Origin of the sequence: Aestuariivivens sediminicola (genome assembly GCF_022662015.1) — a bacterium.
Taxonomy (GTDB): domain Bacteria; phylum Bacteroidota; class Bacteroidia; order Flavobacteriales; family Flavobacteriaceae; genus Aestuariivivens; species Aestuariivivens sediminicola.
In genome coordinates this window covers 364,410-382,224 of the sequence record NZ_JAKMCM010000004.1, presented here as the reverse complement: position 1 = coordinate 382,224, position 17,815 = coordinate 364,410, and the positions used below count along the sequence as shown (strand labels likewise).

The 17,815-nt window shown below is 35.7% G+C and carries 16 protein-coding genes; 8 read left to right on the top strand and 8 right to left on the bottom strand.

Annotated features, from left to right (window positions below; translation table 11 throughout):
• Positions 1-117 precede the first annotated feature (117 nt).
• The 5 genes from MR041_RS11500 to MR041_RS11480 all read left to right on the top strand — a co-directional run bounded on the left by MR041_RS11500 (position 118) and on the right by MR041_RS11480 (position 4,883).
• Positions 118-1,542: an ATP-dependent DNA helicase gene (locus tag MR041_RS11500; RefSeq protein WP_242094042.1), complete on the top strand. Its 1,425-nt coding sequence runs from the start codon at positions 118-120 to the stop codon at positions 1,540-1,542.
• Between the two features lie 134 nt (positions 1,543-1,676).
• Entirely contained in the window at positions 1,677-2,405 is a 729-nt protein-coding gene (gene kdsB, locus MR041_RS11495; protein WP_242094040.1) for a 3-deoxy-manno-octulosonate cytidylyltransferase, read from the top strand.
• 35 nt (positions 2,406-2,440) lie between these two features.
• On the top strand, positions 2,441-3,145 hold the full coding sequence (locus tag MR041_RS11490) for an HAD family hydrolase (protein ID WP_242094039.1): 705 nt from the start codon (positions 2,441-2,443) through the stop codon (positions 3,143-3,145).
• Positions 3,146-3,247: 102 nt separating this feature from the next.
• Positions 3,248-4,333 carry an iron-containing alcohol dehydrogenase family protein gene (locus tag MR041_RS11485; protein ID WP_242094037.1) on the top strand — a complete coding sequence of 362 codons (1,086 nt, stop codon included), beginning with the start codon at positions 3,248-3,250 and terminating at the stop codon, positions 4,331-4,333.
• Between the two features lies 1 nt (position 4,334).
• The gene (locus tag MR041_RS11480; protein ID WP_242094035.1) at positions 4,335-4,883 is read left to right on the top strand and encodes a 1-acyl-sn-glycerol-3-phosphate acyltransferase; all 549 of its coding nucleotides are present in this window, start codon (positions 4,335-4,337) and stop codon (positions 4,881-4,883) included.
• A gap of 162 nt (positions 4,884-5,045) precedes the next feature.
• Here the strand turns inward: MR041_RS11480 and MR041_RS11475 are convergent, their stop codons facing one another.
• A complete protein-coding gene (locus MR041_RS11475) occupies positions 5,046-7,637 on the bottom strand; it encodes a zinc-dependent metalloprotease (protein ID WP_242094033.1) in 2,592 nt (863 codons plus the stop codon).
• Between the two features lie 161 nt (positions 7,638-7,798).
• On the opposite strand from MR041_RS11475, the gene MR041_RS11470 reads away from it, so the two are divergent.
• Positions 7,799-8,689: an alpha/beta fold hydrolase gene (locus tag MR041_RS11470; protein WP_242094031.1), complete on the top strand. Its 891-nt coding sequence runs from the start codon at positions 7,799-7,801 to the stop codon at positions 8,687-8,689.
• Here the strand turns inward: MR041_RS11470 and MR041_RS11465 are convergent, their stop codons facing one another.
• The 6 genes from MR041_RS11465 to MR041_RS11440 form a co-directional block, all read right to left on the bottom strand.
• Positions 8,690-9,409 (bottom strand): YebC/PmpR family DNA-binding transcriptional regulator, encoded by a 720-nt coding sequence (locus MR041_RS11465; RefSeq protein ID WP_242094029.1) that lies wholly within the window; start codon positions 9,407-9,409, stop codon positions 8,690-8,692. It abuts the gene before it with no gap.
• Positions 9,410-9,491: 82 nt separating this feature from the next.
• Complete coding sequence (locus MR041_RS11460) at positions 9,492-9,782, bottom strand: 4a-hydroxytetrahydrobiopterin dehydratase (RefSeq protein ID WP_242094027.1); 291 nt, start codon at positions 9,780-9,782, stop codon at positions 9,492-9,494.
• A gap of 57 nt (positions 9,783-9,839) precedes the next feature.
• A complete protein-coding gene (locus tag MR041_RS11455; RefSeq protein WP_242094026.1) occupies positions 9,840-10,679 on the bottom strand; it encodes a sugar nucleotide-binding protein in 840 nt (279 codons plus the stop codon).
• Positions 10,680-10,696: 17 nt separating this feature from the next.
• Entirely contained in the window at positions 10,697-11,779 is a 1,083-nt protein-coding gene (gene gcvT, locus MR041_RS11450) for a glycine cleavage system aminomethyltransferase GcvT (RefSeq protein ID WP_242094023.1), read from the bottom strand.
• Positions 11,780-12,005: 226 nt separating this feature from the next.
• A complete protein-coding gene (locus MR041_RS11445) occupies positions 12,006-13,358 on the bottom strand; it encodes a DEAD/DEAH box helicase (protein WP_242094086.1) in 1,353 nt (450 codons plus the stop codon).
• Positions 13,359-13,394: 36 nt separating this feature from the next.
• Positions 13,395-14,285 carry an aldose 1-epimerase family protein gene (locus MR041_RS11440; protein WP_242094021.1) on the bottom strand — a complete coding sequence of 297 codons (891 nt, stop codon included), beginning with the start codon at positions 14,283-14,285 and terminating at the stop codon, positions 13,395-13,397.
• A gap of 74 nt (positions 14,286-14,359) precedes the next feature.
• Here MR041_RS11440 and pabB point away from each other — a divergent pair, with 74 nt between their 5' ends.
• Positions 14,360-15,658, top strand: coding sequence for an aminodeoxychorismate synthase component I (gene pabB / locus MR041_RS11435; protein ID WP_242094020.1), 1,299 nt, complete (start codon positions 14,360-14,362; stop codon positions 15,656-15,658).
• Here pabB and MR041_RS11430 read toward each other — a convergent pair.
• Entirely contained in the window at positions 15,655-16,347 is a 693-nt protein-coding gene (locus MR041_RS11430) for a hypothetical protein (protein WP_242094018.1), read from the bottom strand. The genes pabB and MR041_RS11430 overlap by 4 nt on opposite strands.
• Positions 16,348-16,477: 130 nt before the next feature.
• Between MR041_RS11430 and tilS the strand changes: the two genes are divergently transcribed.
• A complete protein-coding gene (tilS, locus tag MR041_RS11425; RefSeq protein WP_339328756.1) occupies positions 16,478-17,785 on the top strand; it encodes a tRNA lysidine(34) synthetase TilS in 1,308 nt (435 codons plus the stop codon).
• Positions 17,786-17,815: the final 30 nt, after the last annotated feature.

Here is a 17,815-nt window from a genome sequence, read left to right as displayed (position 1 = left end):
TTTTAAGTTTAAATTTACGGTTTTAGCAAATCTACAATTTTTTTTTAATCGTAAAAGGCATTGCGAGTAAAAATCATTTCTATCTTTGGTATATTTATTACCTGTAGCCCGTTTTAGATGACCTCAACTGAATTTTATTCTCTTTTAAAAAATCATTTTCCCTTCTTACCTACGTTAAAACAGGACATTGCTTTACAACAGTTATCAGAGTTTATTTTTAGTAAAAATCCTAATGGACTTTACCTGCTAAAGGGGTATGCCGGAACCGGTAAAACAACCATAATCAGCAGTATGGTAACCAATTTATGGAAGATTAAAAAAAGTGCGATTTTAATGGCTCCTACGGGAAGGGCGGCAAAGGTAATAGCCAATTACTCCGGTAAGGAAGCCTTTACTATTCATAGAAAAATCTATTTTCCAAGAAAGGAAAAAGGAGGTGGTGTCAAATTTGTTCTGCAACCCAATAAGCATAAAAACACCATTTTTATTGTTGATGAAGCCTCAATGATTTCTGATACACCGGGAGAGTCTAAGCTTTTTGAAAATGGTTCTTTGTTGGATGATCTATTTCAATATGTTTACTCGGGTCATCAGTGCAAGCTGCTCTTGATTGGCGATACGGCCCAATTGCCTCCGGTTAAATTGGATTTAAGTCCGGCATTAAATGAGGACACATTACACTTAAATTACAATAAGGATATTGTTAAAATAGAACTTGATGAGGTAGTAAGACAGGAAGAAAATTCAGGAATTCTTCAAAATGCAACGCTATTAAGAGAAGTGTTATCCCGTTCATTTTACGATAGATTTAAATTTAACCTCAATGGCTATAACGATATTATTAGGTTATTAGATGGACATGAAATAATGGATGCCATAAACGACGCATACACCAATCTGGGTAACGAAGAAACCACAATAATTGTCAGAAGTAACAAGCGAGCTAATTTATATAATGAACAAATACGAAATCGAATTCTATTTAATGACAATGAGATTACTCCTGGGGATTATTTAATGGTTGTAAAGAATAATTATTTTTGGATAAAAGCGACAACAGAGGCAGGATTTATAGCCAATGGAGATATTATTGAGGTGTTAGAAATTTTTAAATTGGAATCGCTCTATGGTTTTAGATTTGCTGAAGTTAAAATTAGAATGGTTGATTATCCAAAAATGCGACCTTTTGAGACCGTACTTCTATTAGATACCATTAAAGCCGAAACGCCTTCACTATCCTATGAGGATTCCAATAGATTGTATCAGGAGGTTATGAAAGATTTTGAGAATGAGAGTAGTAATTATAAAAAGTTTTTAAAAATAAAAGGAAGCAAGCATTTCAATGCACTTCAGGTTAAGTTTTCATATGCAATAACGTGTCATAAATCGCAAGGTGGACAATGGGATACGGTATTTGTAGAACAACCTTATTTACCGAATGGGATAGATAAAGAGTATTTGCGTTGGTTGTATACTGCTGTGACCAGGGCTAAAGAAAAATTGTATCTTATTGGTTTTAAAGACGATTTTTTTGAAATTTAGATAAAATAGAAATTCTGTTTTTAAACAAAGGTTTGATCTCAGATTAAAATTGGATTAATCAAGTTTTTTTGAGTATTAACACATATATTTTTTGAAATAAAACAATATAAACATATCCGAACAAAATTAAATTCATGAAGATAATATCAATGATTCCAGCGCGATATGCAGCATCCCGCTTTCCGGGGAAACTTATGCAGGACCTTGGTGGTAAATCGGTAATTGTTAGAACCTATGAGGCCACCGTTGCAACTAATTTATTCGATGATGTATTCGTTGTAACGGATAGTGATATTATTTATAAAGAAATAACATCGCATGGTGGTAAGGCTATAATGAGTAAAAAAGAACACGATTGTGGCAGTGATAGAATAGCAGAGGCCGTTGAAGATATGAATATCGATATTGTAATTAACGTTCAGGGGGATGAACCTTTTACTGAGAAGGAATCACTGGGGAAGTTAATTGATGTATTCAAAAATGATTCTAGAAAAGAAGTCGATTTGGCCTCACTGATGGTTCATATTGAAGACAAAGCAGAGATTAATAATCCTAACACGGTTAAAGTCATTGTAGACCAGAACAATTTCGCCCTTTATTTTTCCAGAAGTCCGATACCTTATCCTCGAGATCCTGATGTCGGTGTAAAATATTATAAGCATAAAGGGGTTTATGCATTTAGAAAAGAGGCCATTCTCGATTTTTACCGCTTACCCATGCGATCACTTGAAGCTTCAGAAAAAATAGAATGCATCCGATACTTAGAATATGGAAAACGAATTAAAATGGTGGAAACTTCAGTAGAGGGTATTGAAATCGATACGCCGGAAGATTTAGATCGTGCCAATAGGCTGTGGAAATAATTTGTATTTAAACTTAAAAAATAAAAATTAGAGTTGTGGATAAAGAATATGAAAATATAAAGGTCATTGGATTCGATGCCGACGATACGCTATGGGTGAATGAAACCTATTTTAGAGAGGCTGAGCTTGAATTTGCGAAATTGCTGTCCGAATATGAAACACCAAATAAAATAGACCAGGAACTGTTTAAGATTGAGATTGATAATTTGGAACTCTATGGCTATGGGATTAAAGCATTTGTCCTCTCAATGGTTGAAAGCGCTTTACAGTTATCCAATTATAATGTCAATACCAAAACCATAGAAGCTATTTTAAATATTGGTAAGTCCATGCTTGATAAGCCAGTTGAACTGTTAGATGGTGTGGAGGAGGTCCTGAAGGTATTGTCAACCAAATATAGATTAATCTTAGCTACTAAAGGTGATTTATTGGACCAGGAGCGTAAGCTTGTAAAATCAGGATTAATGGATTACTTCCATCACATTGAGGTATTGAGCGACAAAAAAGAAGCCAATTATTCTAAGTTGTTAAACCATCTCGATATTGAACCATCCCAATTTTTAATGATAGGTAACTCTTTAAAATCAGATATTTTACCTTTGGTTAATTTAAAAGCAAATGCCATACACATTCCATTTCATACCACATGGGCCCATGAGCAAGTTTCAGAAAAGGAAACTAACGGTAAAGCATACAAAACTTTAAATAGTTTAAGAGAACTTTTAAACTTGCTGGATTAACATCATTATGTTTAATAGAGATAGAAAAAAACAGTTCTCTTTTTTGTAATAAAAATTATATAAAAATTATTTTTACATTTTTGTAGAAGGAAAACAAATTAAATGAATTACAAGAACTTTCCAATGGTGCCAAGAGTGATTTTTGGCAGAGGTAGTTTCAATCAGTTAAATGAAATCATTGCCCCAAAACGATTAAGCATGGATGCACCATTTATTTATTTGGTGGATGATGTATTTAAAAGTAATTCTTGGCTTACGTCTCGTATTTTGTTGTCTTATGATGATAGAATAATATACATCTCCACGGAAGAAGAACCCAAAACCACGCAAGTCGACAACTTGGTTGAAGATATTATCCTAAGCACAAAGGAAAGGCCATCAGGAATTATTGGAATTGGAGGAGGGAGTATGCTAGATATAGCTAAGGCTGTTGCTATTATGCTAACCAACGAAGGAGAAACTAAATCGTATCAAGGATGGGATCTGGTTAAAAATCCGGGTTTATATCACGTGGGTATCCCGACACTTTCGGGTACCGGTGCCGAAGTCTCAAGAACAACGGTTTTAACAGGTCCTGAAAAAAAACTAGGTATCAATTCAGATTATACACCTTTTGATCAAGTTCTTTTAGATCCGGAATTAACCAGAAGTGTCCCCAGGGAGCAATGGTTTTATACTGGAATGGACTGTTTTATACATTCGGTAGAGTCCTTACAAGGCACGTATTTAAATGCTTTTAGCAAGAGTTATGGGGAAATGGCATTTGACCTATGTAAAGAGGTTTTTCTAAATGATACAGATTTGAGTAAAGAAGAAGCCGAGGACAAATTGATGATGGCTTCATGGCACGGCGGCATGAGCATTGTGTATTCGCAAGTTGGAATAGCTCATGCTATGAGCTATGGTTTGTCCTATGTTTTAGGAATTAAGCATGGTATTGGTAACTGTATCGTCTTTGATCAATTGGAAGAATTTTACCCAAAAGGTGTTGCCCTTTTCAAGGCGATGAAAAAGAAACAAGGTATCCAATTGCCAAAGGGAGTTTGCACTGATTTAAATGAAGAACAAATGGATGCGATGATAGATATGGCACTGCGTCTGGAACCGCTATGGGAAAATGCACTGGGTAAGAACTGGAGAAGGAAAATAAGTTCGAAGCAGCTAAAACAACTTTATTTGAAAATGTAATATGCAATGGCTGGCCAAATTTATTTATTTTAAAATATTGGGTTGGAAAATTGTTGGGAACACCAATTTCTCTAAAGATTCAATAAAAAAAGCTGTTATCATTGGCGTACCGCACACCAGCTGGCATGACTTTTATATTGGAATTCTGTTGAGGACGGTCTTAAATATAAAAGTGCATTTTGTGGGTAAAAAAGAACTCTTTGTTTTTCCTTTGGGATGGATCTTAAGATCGCTAGGAGGTTCACCAATAGATAGACACACCAAGGAAAATAAGGTAAATGCAATTGCCAAATTGTTTGGAGAAAAGAAAGAATTTAGAATGGCAATGGCTCCTGAAGGGACTCGGAAAAAGGTGACAAAATGGCGTACGGGATTTTATTATATAGCCAAGGAAGCCAAGGTCCCAATAATTATGTTTACACTGGATTTTAAGAATAAACAGAACAAAATTTCAGAACCATTTTATCCCACCGAGGATATGGAATCCGATTTTAATTATATGTACGATTTTTTCAAAGGTGTGCAGGGAAAAATACCTAAATTTTCTTAAGAAAATGGGAGGGTTGGCATGGATATTGTTTTATTACTTTACCATAGTAGATGAAACATAAAGTAAACAATTTATTGTCCCTAAAAAGAAACATATACTATAAAAAGAAAAAGAAAAGCTACTTCATAATGAAGTAGCTTTTTTTAATTGCTCATGTTGTGTTTATTTCAATTCTTTCAAAGCGTTGTCGATTATAGTTCTTAAATGGTGTTTGTGAGCTTTTGAAACAATATTACCTGTTGGGGAGGCCATGGAACGAATCGTCTTCAAGTTATAAAGTGCCATCGATTTCACATTATTGGGATAATTGTCTTTCTGTTTTCCAGTTAGCATTTTTATCAGGTAATTGGTATATTCAATTTGGAGATTTTGCCTAAACGAATTGACGTTACCATAAATATCGGCCTTGAAAATAGCATTGTTTAAATCTGTCATGAAAGTAGATATGGAATATTCATTTCCATAAAGTTGGGAGTCTGAAATCCGCTGTAAAGTGTTTGGGTGCAGAATATGGTTTAGAACATTCTTCTGGTAGGTTAAAACCTGTTTATGAATTTTGGGATCTTCAGGTTCACTTCTAAAATTGAAACCCCTTCGTTGCATAGCTAAATAATTATAAAGATCTCCTGACACCTTAAAGGCATCTGGAGCAAAAACATAATCCTCTAATGCTTGCATCGCACGTTTTTGATCGTTTAAACTAACAGGAGTGTAGGGCTGAGTGCCACCGTCTTGTCCTGCCATAGCACGATCGACATATACACCACCGATGTATCTCGAAATGATATTGGCAGCTCCGGCTTTTTGTCCGCTAAGAAGAAGATAAACCCGCCTTAACTCATGATAAGATTTACCATCTTTTATAAATTTTTCTTTTGCTGTTTTCAACAAATCATCAGCCAGGTCCATACGATCAATAGCATAAGTGATAGCATCACTGGATTGGTCGTTGGTCATGACTCTAGGATCAATGGCTTTTCCGGGAGAGCGCATATCATCAGCATCATTTCCAAATATAAGCTCTGGTTCTGTAGATCTGTTCAGTAATTTTATTTTATCCTCTTCAGTTTTAAAAGGGGAATATCCAAACTGAATGGCCCAAATATCATAGGGACCAACAGTGACATCGTCATACTGCCCCTGCCTGGATCTATCTTTAGTGATATTTAGGGTTGCATAATCCATCACAGAAGCCGTTAAGCATTTACCCTCAATAAATTCCGGATTCGCTAATTCCTCAGGTGAAAATAACTGACTGGCTTTCATGTTATGATTCAGTCCTAAGGTATGACCGACTTCATGCATTATCAAAGCCAACATAGCTTCTCTTTTCAATCGTTCCATTTCAAAATCTGATGCCCCCGAAGCCATTAAAACAGAGTTACCAAACATCATATCTTTATGCATGGCATCAGAAAATGAACAATAACTATTAAAATCGTTATGATTAGTAGCATTATTGTTAAAAGGTTCTTCCAATGAAGCCATCTCATATACCTTATCATAAAAAACCCTGTTCGTAAAATGAACAAACTCAAGCATGATATCTGCTCCTAAAATCTCACCGGTTCTGGGGTTAACAAAGCTAGGACCATAGCCACCAAATGGAGGTCGGGGAGAAGAGGTCCATCGCAACACATTGTACCGAATATCTCCGGCATCCCAAGTGGCATCATCCGGTTGCTGTTTCACAACCATAGCATTTTTAAAACCAGCCTTTTCAAAAGCTTTATTCCATTGTAATACACCTTCTTTAATGGTTTCACGCCATTCATGTGGTGTAGAATTTTCCATCCACCATGTAATAGGCTCAACTGGCTCGGAAAGTGCGGCATCGGGATCTTTCTTTTTCAAATTCCAACGATGCACTAAATCCCTGTAAGGTGTCGCGGAAGTCGAGGTTTGATCATCTACTTGTGTTGTAAAATAACCAACTCTTGGATCATCAAATCTCGGCTCATAATCATTGTCCGGCATGGCAATCAAGGCATGGTATACCTTTATGGTTACATTTCTACCATCTGCCAGTGCATTCGAACCTCGATTTAATACCGATGGGCTGGAATACACATATTCCACTTCAATATTTGTGTTTTCAGGATAATTATTTATCGTTCTAATCTTACTTTTGGATTTATCCAGTCCTCCCAATTTAAAATCTGTTGGAGATCCACCAGGTCTTGAAGCTGGCTTAATTTGCTCAAGGGTTTCCTTTAAAAACAGATCATTGGCCTTTATCAAATAAAGCCCTTCCTCTTTGTCATGTGCTTCTATCTTCAAACTTTCTAAAAGCCCTTCGCTGATATTCGCATCTTTTGATTTTGAAAGCGGACTTTCTGGGTCGAAATAAAAGGATGTATTTTGTACACTAAACTCTATTTTATCGAAAAACTTCTCTATTTTAAATATTTTTGAACTTTTATAGGATCCACGATTCATTCTTCCAGCGTCCATGACACCATCCGCAATCTGTGCGAAATGAATATATTCTTTACCTATTTGATCCTCCGATATGACCATTTGTACATCTCCGGTAATCGTATCTCGATAAATTTTAAACAATCCATCAATAGGTCTGGAGGATTTCGTGAGTTCCTCAATGGTTTTCTCTTTAGATTTTTTTTCAGGAACAGCAGCAGTAGCTTCTACAGCATCTCCTTTTCTTCTTTTCTTTTTGTTCTGAGCATCAGTCTTTAAAGGCAACAAAATTAACCCAGCTAGAAGTACTAAACAAAGTTGAACAAGGCGTTTCATTCTATTTCAAATTTTTTCTTAAACATTTTTTTTAAATCACGCTAAAATATAAAGATTGCTCTAATTCATATCTCAATAAAATGTTAAAGGTTTTGCGTGTTTTTTAAAACAGTATGGTTAAGCTTAAATTTTTAGTAATTTGAGCAAAATATCTAATCAGGATGAATTGTAACAATAGGACCTTTTTAACATGTGTTGTAGGGATTATTTTTCAACTTTTGCCTGCTCAATCCCCAATAGAAGACCATTATTTTTTCACAAGTGATAAGGTGAAGCTGCATTATCTGGAATCAAATAATGATAATGATCTGACACTTTTGTTTATTCCTGGATTTTTATGTCCAGCGATGATTTGGGAATATCAGCTTCATTATTTTCAGAATAAATATCATGTTGTGGCCTTAGATCCGCGTTCGCAGGGACAATCAGATAAACCATCAGATGGGCATTATTTGTTCAGAAGAAGCTTAGATATTCATGAATTAATCAAGCATTTAGATCCTAAAAAGGTAGTCGTGATTGGATGGTCGTTGGGCGCCTTGGAAACCTTGACTCTCGTTAAGGAAAATGATCTCGATCGCATAAAAGCTATAGTTTTGGTAGATATGTATATCGGTTTAGATGAACCCGCTCGAGTACAGCATCCTTCCGAACCTTTTTGGAGTGCATGGATGAGAGGAATACAGCAAGATAGGATAAATTGGACTAACAATTGGATAAGGCGTTTTTACCAGAACGAAAAACCGGAAAGTTATTTCGAAACGCTGACGGAAAATTTAATGCAAACACCGACTAATAGCGCTGTTACATTATTATCGAATCTTATGCATTTAGAAGAACGGGACTTAAGACCTGTAGTAGATCAATTTAACAGACCAATACAGTATATATTATCATCGCAATCATGGGCAATTGATCTCGCTGATGAAGCAAGACAACGTTGGCCAAAAATGCAAATCGATATTGTTAATAATACAGGACATGCTGTGTTCGCTGATCGCCCTCAAGCTTTTAATGAGGTGTTGGAACTGTTTTTAGAGTCACTGAACTAATTATTCCGTATTTTCTTCCATGGTATGGTATACGTTCTGAACATCGTCGTCTTCCTCAAGCTTTTCAAGCAACTTTTCAACATCTTCGGCCTGTTCGGGAGATAATTTTTTAGTGACCTGAGGGATTCTTTCAAACCCGGAAGATAGAATTTCGATATTGCGATTTTCCAGTTCTGCCTGAATGGCACCAAAACTTTCAAATGGGGCATATATCAAAATACCGTCATCATCTACGAAAACTTCTTCTGCACCGTAATCGATAAAATCAAGTTCCAACTCTTCAGGATTTAATCCGTCGCCATTAATTCTGAAATTACACGTGTGGTCGAACATAAATACTACAGAACCTGATGTACCCAGACTGCCGTCACATTTATTAAAATAGCTTCGGACATTGGCAACGGTCCTTGTATTGTTATCGGTGGCGGTCTCCACTAAAATTGCAATGCCATGAGGTGCATAACCCTCGAAAATGACTTCTTTGTAATCGCCTTGACTTTTATCAGTGGCCCGTTTTATGGCCCGTTCAATGTTGTCCTTAGGCATGTTTACCGATTTGGCATTCTGAATGACCGCTCTTAATCTTGAATTACTATCCGGATCTGGTCCACCTTCCTTTACTGCCATTACAATATCTTTGCCAATACGCGTAAAGGCCTTGCTCATAGCAGACCAACGTTTTAATTTTCTTGCTTTTCTAAATTCGAAAGCTCTACCCATAATTCAGTATTTAAAATTTCATCCAATAACGAAAATATCGCCATGGCGAAAATAAAAATGATTTTTTTATCACAAAATAAAATTATTCTTCCACTTCAACTATCGACTCAATAGCTTCGGCCAGTTTAAAATCCTTATCGGTAACTCCATTTGCGTCATGAGTTGATAGCGATATGGTCAATACATTGTATACATTACTCCAATTTGGATGGTGATTCAGAGCCTCACATTCAAAAGCAATGCGACTCATTGCACTAAAACAATCCTTAAAATTTTCAAATTCAAATTCGGCATGAATAGCCCTATCGTAATATTCCCAATCCGGGAAGTGAAGTAATCGCTTTTCAATGTCTTGTTCCGAAAGCTTGCTCATAATTTATTTCTTTATTAATTGAATATCCAATGTACTGAATTCAAGTCTTAAATTCAATTATATTTTTAATGTATTTAAAATGTCCTGACTATTAATCTGAAGATGTTTTGGGAGTTTATTATATTTTGGTAATACCGCTAAATATCTGTCATCGTTGGTGGTATACACGCGTTTATAAAGCACTTTATTTTCGGGTTCCCTGGTCTTAACAATTTCCTTTATGAAGTCATCATGATGGACTAAATCAGAGCTTCCTAGGTGAAAAACACCTGATTTGTTTCTATTGATCATGTAATGTATTTGCTGGGTTAACTTGTTATCGGAAGTCACGTTCATTATGAGATTCGGAAATATCTCAATGGGTTCATTATCCTTTATGCACTGAATTATTTCAAGTACTCGAGGTGATTGACTTCCAAATACCATGGGTAATCGTATAATCGTCGCGAGGCCCTTGGGCAAACGTAAGAGCATATTTTCAATTTTAATTTTAAAATGACCATATATACTTTTACTGTAAGTCTTGTCGGTTTCGTAACTCGGGTATTTGCTGTATGCATCAAATACATTGGCTGAGGACAGAAAAATGAGCTTTACCTTTTTTGAGAATACGTATTCTGCAAGATGCTGATGCAGTAATACCTGTTTGGAGAAATCACCTCTAAGAGCTGAAATTATAATAGTTGGGTTTACAATGTCGAGAATTTCATAGATGTCATCTTCTTCAAAATTATACTGAAAAAAATGATGGTTCTTTTCATAGGTACTATTGGAAATGCGATAGGTTCCGAAGGTTCTGAAGTAGGAGCAAAGTTCCCGGTAAATGGCATTACCCAAAAAACCACTGGCTCCCAATATTAAAATTTTATGTTTCCCATCTATTTCCCGCGATTTCATTTAAACGAATACTTTTTCTAATATTTATAAAATGGTAACTTCACTAGCGTTGCCGGTACGCTGTTTTTCCGAATTTTAATTTTTATTTTATTCCCTAAAGCAGCCTGATCGGAAGGTACATATCCCAAGCCAATGCCTTTTCCTAAGGACGGTGACATTGTGCCTGAGGTTACTCGACCGATAATCTGATTGTTTTGGTCAACAATTTCGTATCCTTGTCGCGGTATGCCTCGTTCGTCCAATTCGAAAGCAACAAGTTTACGATTTGGTCCATTTTCTTTTTCTTTTTTTAAGGCTTCTGAGTTCGTAAAGTCTTTATTGAATTTCGTAATCCATCCCAAACCAGCTTCAATTGGGGAGGTCGTATCGTCAATGTCGTTTCCGTAAAGGCAATAACCCATTTCCAGGCGTAATGTATCACGTGCTGCCAAACCAATGGGTTTGATTCCAAATTTCGCGCCTGCCTTCAAAACCTTGTCCCAGATTTGTTTTACTTCACTGTTTTTACAATAAATTTCAAATCCCCCGCTCCCGGTATAGCCTGTAGCTGATATGATCACATCATTTATACCTGCAAAATCACCAATTACGAAATTGTAGAATTTTATTGCCGACAAGTCCTGTCCAGTTAAACTTTGCATGGCTTCAATCGCTTTTGGGCCTTGAATGGCAAGTAAAGAATAAGCATTACTTAGATTTCTCATCTTAGCATTAACATCATTCTTGGATTGAATCCAGTTCCAATCCTTGTCAATATTGCTTGCATTGACAACCAATAAATAAGAATCCTCTTTGACACGATAGATGATTAAATCATCAACAATACCTCCAGTTTCATTTGGTAGACAACTGTACTGGGCTTTACCAACAGTGAGCTTGGATGCATCGTTACTGGATACTTTTTGAATCAATTCCAATGCATGTTCGCCTTCAATCAGAAATTCTCCCATATGGGAAACATCGAATACGCCAACGGCATTACGTACGGTTTCATGTTCTACATTAACCCCTTCATATTGAACCGGCATATTAAATCCCGCAAAAGGTATCATTTTCGCTCCAAGCGCTTCATGGGTAGAGGTTAAAACTGTGTTTTTCATCAGGAAATCAATTTTTTTAATTCTGGCAAATGTAGTTTACTGTATTCAGATTGTCAACGTAAAACCAAAAAAGATATGAATTGAAAATTGCATGAAGTTAATTTACTGTCATCGTACCACGCTGCGGTAAGGTAATTTCGGAGTTAGTAAAGGGCTGAAAAAAAGAAAATTCAAAATGAATTCTGAATTATTGCTCAAAATAGGTGTACGTAGGTTTTCTTACGGCTTATTTCTTTTTAAATCTTCTTTTAAAATTTTTATCACCTCGTGTTTTCGGCTTTTTATACTTTTTAGTAATTTCCCTTTGGTATTTACCGCCTAAATTCTCTTTTTTATTTTTTGCTTTTTTTTCATGAAACGCCGGACCAGGTATATCGTCCTCTGTATATCTTAAAGGGTTATGATGTTCTTTTACTTTCGGCCGTTCCTCTTCAATTAGATCTGTTGAAATTTCAACGGTTGATGGAAATTGCAATAAAGGGATTCTCATATTCATTAAATTTTCAATACGTTGCAATGCCTCTTGCTCTTTTTCTGTAGATAATATAATTGATACACCTTTACTTTTGGCACGTCCCGTTCTTCCGATGCGGTGCATATAATTTTCGGGAAATTCAGGTGTGTCGAAATTAATAACATGTGAGATATCGTCAATATCCAGGCCACGAGCCATGATATCGGTAGCTATAATAATGCGTTTTTCTCCTCTTTCAAAGGCCTTAATACTTTGTAACCGGTAATTTTGAGATTTATTTGAATGGATAACACATACATCATCTGGAAACAATTGATCCATGTTTTCAAACAAACGATCTGCCAGGCGTTTTTGTGAAACAAAAATCAAAACCTTTTTAAATATTTCAGAATCCTCTAACAAGTGGGCCAATAAATTGATCTTTGTATGAAAGTTCAACACATTGTATCGACTTTGTGTTATGTTTTTTAGAGGTGTTCCCGATACCGCTATTGAAATGCGTTGAGGTGCATTGAAGAAATCATTTATCAATGTATCTACATCATGGGTCATTGTAGCCGAAAACATAATATTTTGTCTACGTTTCGGCAGGATGTCAAAGATATTGAGGAGTTGATGTCTAAATCCTAAATCAAGCATGACATCCACCTCGTCAATCACCAATTTCTGAATTGATTTTAATTGAAGTACCCGACTCATGGCCAAATCATACAAACGCCCAGGTGTGGCGACTAATATATCCAATCCTTCAGCAACGGATTGTTTTTGCGTATTGATATTAGTACCGCCATAGACCCCCAAAACGCGATTATTGATGTATTTTGAGAGTTTTTCTGTTTCTTCAACTATTTGTAAGACAAGTTCACGGGTTGGTACTAAAATCAAAACGCGCGGGTTGTCCTGCTCCGAAAATTTTAAATGTCTCAAAACAGGGAGCAAATAGGCAAAGGTTTTACCAGTTCCAGTTTGTGCAATTCCAACGGTATCTCTTCCGGAAGAGACGGGATTAAATGCAGCTTCCTGTATAGGAGTAGGCCTTGAAAATCTTAAGTCTTCTAAGGCATTTAAAAGAGGTGTATTTAAATTTAAATCAGAAAATGTCACAGTCACAATTTGAACAGCAAAGCTACCATTAATTTATTACACCAAGTGCATCTTGTTTATTTCTATGGTATAAACGGCGTTGAAGGTGTTATTGGGCTCTAATGATAAAATGCCTACTTTGGTTTCAAGATTCTGATCTGTGCCTTCGCTATCTGCAATACCCAGCCAAGGCTCAATACAAACATAATCCCCCTCAGGTTTGGCCCATATTCCCAAAAATGGGAAATCAGGAAAGCGAACTGTTACTATATCACCATTTTTGAGGCTTTTCAAAGTTACTTTTCTTGATTTCAAATCCTTAAAAACCAGGGCATCCTTGTTAAATAGATCATGAGATAGTTGCAATGTATTCGACCGAATTAACATGGGTTGTGTTCGATGGGAAATTAGTCCATTATCCATGTTGATTAAATGGGTATTAACGGTCTCAATACATTCAAATTCGAGTAAGTAATCCTCATATCGTTCATCTTGAAAAATAGGACATTTGAAAGCAGGATGCCCGCCAACTGAAAAGTACATGGTTTTGTGATCACAGTTTTTAATCTTATGTGTGATTTGTATGCTATTTCCGATGAGTTCATACCCGATATTAAATTCAAATTTAAAAGGATATGATTTTAAAAGATTGTTGTCATGTCTTAGGATAAAAGTTAGGCTGCTGTCGGTTTGCGCGAGCTTTACCATATCCTTATTATGTCTTATAAAACCATGTTTAGGGAGGCTATACATGTTATTGTCATAAATGTAAGATCCATTTTTTAAAGCCCCAATTATGGGGAATAGTACAGGCGAAAATCCACTCCACACTTCTGGATTGCCATTCCACATAAATTCTGTTCCAAATCTTACAGATGTAATTTTACAAAGTTCAGCACCAATGCTTTTTACGCTAATTTCAAGGAGGTCGTTTTTTAAAGAATACATCAATTTTGGTTTAGATAGCATTACAAAATACTTATTTTTTTTGAGTAATCTCCTTAACTTTACGGCATAACCACATGTATTTGAGAAGCGTAAAAACCATTCGATTAGAGTCCGTTGAGAATTTTAAAAATCAATTACTGCTTTGGTCCCAACAATTTGATGATGTCATTTGGCTGGATTCAAACAGTTACATTCAAGACTACTCAAATTATGATGCTGTTCTTGCAGTTGATGCATTTTCGAACATTAAAACGAGTTACCATCAGGCATTTCAGAAACTAAGGGCCTATCAGAGCAATACCAAGGATTGGATTTTTGGTTATTTGACGTATGATTTAAAGAATGCCGTCGAAGATTTGTCATCAACTAATTTCGATGGACTTAAATTTCCCGACTTATATTTTTTTCAGCCTAAGAAATTATTTTTAATAAAAGATCATAGACTTGAAATTAAGTATCTTAAATGTGTTGAAAATGACATCGAGGAAGATTTAAGGAAGATTTATGACTACACTGAACCCCAAAACCATCCTGCTAAAAAAAACATTAAAATAAAACTTCGTATTCATAAGGATGCTTATTTTGAAAAGGTAACACAAATGCTCGCACATATCCATAGAGGAGATATATATGAAGCGAATTTTTGTCAGGAGTTTTATGCTGAAAATACACGAATTGATCCACTTGAAACTTACATTAAACTCAATAAAATTTCAAAGCCCCCATTCGCAACATTCATGAAAACGGGCAATAATTACGTTCTTAGTGCGTCTCCCGAACGTTACCTCAAGAAAGAAGGCTTAAGGGTGCTTTCTCAACCTATTAAGGGGACAGCAAGAAGATCTCAGGATTTACATTTAGACTCCTTATATAAAACGGCTTTAGCAAATGATTCCAAAGAACGTAGCGAAAATATAATGATTGTCGATTTGGTGCGAAATGATCTATCTAAAATTGCAATTAAAGGAAGTGTGAGGGTTGACGAGCTTTGTAATATCTATACCTTTAATCAAGTCCATCAAATGATCTCAACCGTCACGGCGAAGGTCGATTCAGATACCCATCCGGTTGATATCCTTGAAAATACCTTTCCAATGGGCAGTATGACCGGCGCTCCAAAAATTTCAGCCATGCGCATAATAGAAGCCCTTGAGGAAACGAAACGTGGCGTTTACTCTGGTGCAATTGGGTATATTTCGCCGGAAGGGGATTTCGATTTTAATGTCGTTATCCGCAGTATTCTATATAACGCAACGAACAGATATGTGTCCTATTCAGTTGGTGGTGCCATCACATCAAAAAGCAATCCATTAAAAGAATATGAGGAGTGCTTAATAAAGGCTAAAGCCATGCGGACAGTTCTTGAGAATTAATCCAGATGACTTTTTAAAGACTCCATGGCTCTTGCCAGAATGCGTTCTACATATTTAGATTCAATATTTTTAACCTTGGCAATGTCATTATAGTTCAATCTGCCAAATACAAATAGATCCACAATACCCGATAAACTTAAAGGTGTTGTCGTGTAGAATTTCCCAAGTGTATTCTTTTTCGATAAGGAGCTTATATTCTCAATATCGAATGCATGGGCAATCGAGGCATTGTTATCATCGTATACAAAAACATGTTTGTGTTTACTGTTTTGCTTATAGGATATATCATTTAATTCTTCATTCATAATAAAATCAAAATCCTCATCAACAGTGTACTTTTCAATTAATCCGTCTAATTCTTCGTGTAATATATCATTCGTGCTTAGCGTATCTTTGTGAAAAGCTTCTTTTACAAAGAGATTGTCTAATTCGGCGTCGACAATTCTAAATAGTTTGAGCTTGATTGCCAAAGAATCATCATCAATATTATAACCTTTTTCGTAAAATTTTGCGATGGCCTCGTCGATTAAATCAGCTGAATTATACATATTTTTAGGGATAATCCCTGTCGATTCGGCAATGTAAAGTCTATGATTCACATAAGCCCTTAAATGTTGGCTAACAGAAAACACTCTTTTATTGAAATTCTTTTCAGTGGACTTATCATTTAGTTTATCTAAAGTACTCATATCTAAAGGGTATTAAAGTCATACCTTAAAGTTACAAAACAGATCCCAATTATATATGATATTTGTCATTTCATTGCATATAGAATCACGTCTTTTAAATCGGAAATATTGTATATTTGAATCCATGTTAATGGGTTTTAAAAACCATATTGAAAATCGATTCCCTTTTTTAAGAAATAGCAAAATTCTTATTGCTATTTCAGGAGGTATGGATAGTGTGGTATTAACGCATCTGTGTTATAAGCTTCGGTTAAACATCGCCTTGGCACATTGCAATTTTAACTTGCGTGGCGAAGAAAGTGAAGCAGACGAATCCTTTGTATTAGACCTTGCAGAGGATCTGGAGTTGGAAGTTTTTGTTGAAAGTTTTGACACAATAGATTATGCCAAAAAACAAAAGCGGTCAATTCAAATGGCAGCCAGAGAATTACGTTATAACTGGTTTAAAGAATTGGCCAGTCAATTGCAATTCGATTATATTCTTACCGCTCATCATGCCGACGATAACTTAGAAACCTTTCTAATCAATTTTACTAGGGGAACAGGGTTGGCTGGATTAACAGGAATCCCAGAAGTTAAGGATGTATTTGTGAGACCGCTATTGCCTTTTTCCAGAGCGGCTCTTCGAGATTTTGCAATCAATAATAAGATTAAATGGCGTGACGATAGCAGTAATAGATCGGTTAAGTATTTAAGAAACAAATTGCGACACGATGTCATTCCTATTTTAAAGGAGGTCAATCCGAGCCTGTTGCAAAGTTTTCAGATGACCTTAAATAATTTGAATGACGCCGCTTTCTTGGTTCAAGATCATATTAATCACTTTTTAGAGACTGCGGTAGCTTATGTCGATAAAGACGTCATCGCTTACAAAGTTTCAGAATTTAAGAAGTTATCTCATCCAAGTGTATATTTATTCGAGATCTTGAAAACTTATGGATTTTCGGAGTGGCATGACGTCACCAATTTACTGGATGCGGAAACTGGAAAATATGTGCTTTCAAAAACACATCGTTTGTTAAAGAATCGGGAGCATTTACTGCTCAGTAAATTAGAGTCAAAACCTTATCAGGCCATTGCTATTTCTGATGTTGAAAAAGAGGTTGATACCCCGTTTGGCACATTATCTTTCGAAGTTGTTGATAAAATTTCAAAATCCGATTCCAATACCATCTTTGTTGATAAGGACAGCCTCTGTTTTCCCTTAGTTTTACGCCGAGGTAGGGAAGGCGATTATTTTTACCCTTTTGGAATGAATGGGAAAAAAAAATTAAGCAAATTCTTTAAAGATGAAAAATTCTCATTGATAGAAAAGGAAAACACATGGTTGTTGTGTTCTGAAAATGACATTGTATGGATAGTAGGAAAAAGAGCGGATAATAGATTTAAAGTAAGTAAGAACACCCAAAACATTTTAAAAATAAGTTTAAAAAATTGATCTCGAAACAGAGATGTCCCGAATAAATAA